General features: G+C 77.1%; 2 protein-coding genes. Both read left to right on the top strand.

Translation table 11 applies throughout. From position 1 onward, the window contains the following. A partial coding sequence (locus tag GUY61_RS37685) for an NADP-dependent oxidoreductase (protein WP_166634788.1) occupies positions 1 to 759 on the top strand: 759 nt, incomplete at its 5' end. 160 nt (positions 760 to 919) lie between these two features. After that, positions 920 to 2,179 (top strand): DUF2786 domain-containing protein, encoded by a 1,260-nt coding sequence (locus GUY61_RS37680; protein WP_313897035.1) that lies wholly within the window; start codon positions 920 to 922, stop codon positions 2,177 to 2,179. Positions 2,180 to 2,283: the final 104 nt, after the last annotated feature.

Genomic DNA, 2,283 nt, shown 5'->3' with positions numbered 1-2,283 from the left:
CTGCTGCCCCACATGGCCCCCGCCTCCCTCCCCGCCGTGCCCGGCATCGAGGCGGCCGGGGTCGTCGACGAGGTCGGCGCGGGCGTCACCGGCGTGTCCGTCGGCGACGAGGTCCTGGGCTGGACGGACACCGGCGCCTACGCCCCGTACGCCCTGGCCACCACCGTCGCCCCCAAGCCGGCCGGCCTGGACTGGGAGGCCGCCGCGGCGCTGCCCGTGGCCGCCGAGACGGCTGCCCGCGTCCTGGACCTCCTCGAAGTGGGGGACCGCGAAACGCTGCTGCTGCACGGCGCGGCGGGCGCGGTCGGCGGCGTCGCCGTCCAGCTCGCCGTGGCCCGCGGGGTCACGGTCGTGGGCACGGCCTCACCCCGCAACCACGACCACCTGCGCTCGCTCGGCGCGATCCCCGTCGCCTACGGGGACGGTCTCGCCGCACGCGTCAGGGCCGCCGCGCCGAGCGGCGTCGACGCGGTCTTCGACGCCGCGGGCCAGGGCGCGCTGCCCGTGTCGGTCGAGCTGCGCGGCGGCACGACCGACCGCATCGTCACCATCGCCGACCCGGCGGCGGCCGAACACGGCGTCGTCTTCTCGGGCGGCGGCGCCCGTTCCGCCGAGGAGCTCGCCCGTTGTGCCGGTCTGGTGGCCGAGGGCCGTCTGCGGGTGCCAGTCGCCGGTTCCTTCCCGCTCACCGAGGCGGCACGGGCCCATGAGCTGAGCGAGCGGGGCCACGCGCCGGGCAAGCTGGTCCTGCTTTCGTAGGGACGGCGGCCCGGCCCGGCGCGGCGCGTGCGCGGCCGCCCGGGGGAGGGGCCGGGGCGGTCGGCCGGTGCCCGCGCGAGGCAAGATGGTCCGGTGCGCAATCACTGTCCACAGCCTGTGGACAAGTTTTCGGGCGCCCAGACACATGAGGAGCCGGACGGTGGGTTCAGCGCGGGACACGGTCGACCGGGCGTTCGCCGCGGCGCTGTACGCCGAGGACGACGCCTCCCTCGACACGGGAGCGTCCGTCCTGGCCGCCGCGTCCGCCTCCCAGTGGCCCGCGGTGGGCGAGGAACTGCTGAGCCGGGGTGAGGGGTTCGTGCGGACCGCCTGGGAGCGCGGCTGGCAGCCCGCCGACGTCGTACGGCTCGTCCGCCGCGACCTCGATGCCGCGCACGTCCGTGTGGTGGCCTGCCTGATCGCCTCCGAGGTGCGGGAGTACGCCCGCCTCGACCACCGGTGGACCGCGCAGCTGCGCGACCTCGGCGCGGACACGGTGCCGTGGGCGGAAGGCCCGGACCCGGACTTCATCGGGTACGCCGGGCGCCGGACGTCCCTCGACCGGTTCTCCCTGGCCACGGCCCTGCTCGAAGTGCTGCGGCTGCTGCTGAGGCTGCCGTCCCTCGAACCGGTGGGTCCGGTGCCCGGCAGCGGTACGGCCGCGCCGGCCGCGCACGGCGAACCCAAGCAGTTCGGGCGAATCCGGGCGCTGCTCGCCAAGGCGGAGGCCACGGGCTTCCCGGAGGAGGCGGAGGCGCTGACGGCGAAGGCGCAGGAGCTGATGGCGCGGCACAGTGTGGACGAGGCGCTGCTCGCGGCCGGACGCGCGGTCCCGGGCGACGGTCCGGTCGCGTGCCGGATCGGGGTGGACGCGCCGTACGAGACGGCGAAGGCGATCCTGCTGGACGCGGTCGCCTCGGCGAACCGCTGCCGCGCGGTGTGGAACAGCGGCCTCGGTTTCTCGACGGTCGTCGGTTTCGAGGGGGACCTGGAGGCGGTGGAGCTGCTCCACACCTCGCTGCTGGTGCAGGGCATGGCGGCGATGACGCGGGCGGAGGCGGGGCAGCGGGCCGGGGGCCGCAGAAGGACCAAGGCGTTCCGGCAGTCGTTCCTGCTGGCCTACGCGGGCCGGATAGGGACCCGGCTGGCCGAGGCGGCCGAGGCGGCCGCGGACGCGGCGGCGAACGAGTCGGCGGACGCGGGCGGCGGGGCGACGGCGGAGTCCCGCGGCGCCGGCCGGGACCGTCTCCTGCCGGTCCTGGCGGCCCGCGACCTCGCGGTGACCGCCGAGACGGACCGCCTCTTCCCCGAGACCTCCACGACCCGGGTGCGCGGTGCCTACGACGCCGCCGGTCACCACGAGGGCACCGCGGCGGCCGACCGTGCGGGGCTGCGTGCCCGGCGCCCCCTTCCCGGCTGAGGTCCGGCCCGCGTCCGGTCCGCGTCCGGTCCGCGTCCGGTCCGCGTCCGGTCCGCGTCCGGCCCGTGTCCGCTCGGGATCCGGCCCGCACCCCGGCCTGCGTC

It is taken from the genome of Streptomyces sp. GC420, assembly GCF_009916105.1.
Taxonomy (GTDB): Bacteria; Actinomycetota; Actinomycetes; order Streptomycetales; family Streptomycetaceae; genus Streptomyces.
Note: the sequence above shows the minus strand (reverse complement) of the source record. Positions and strands in the feature narration are given on the sequence as shown.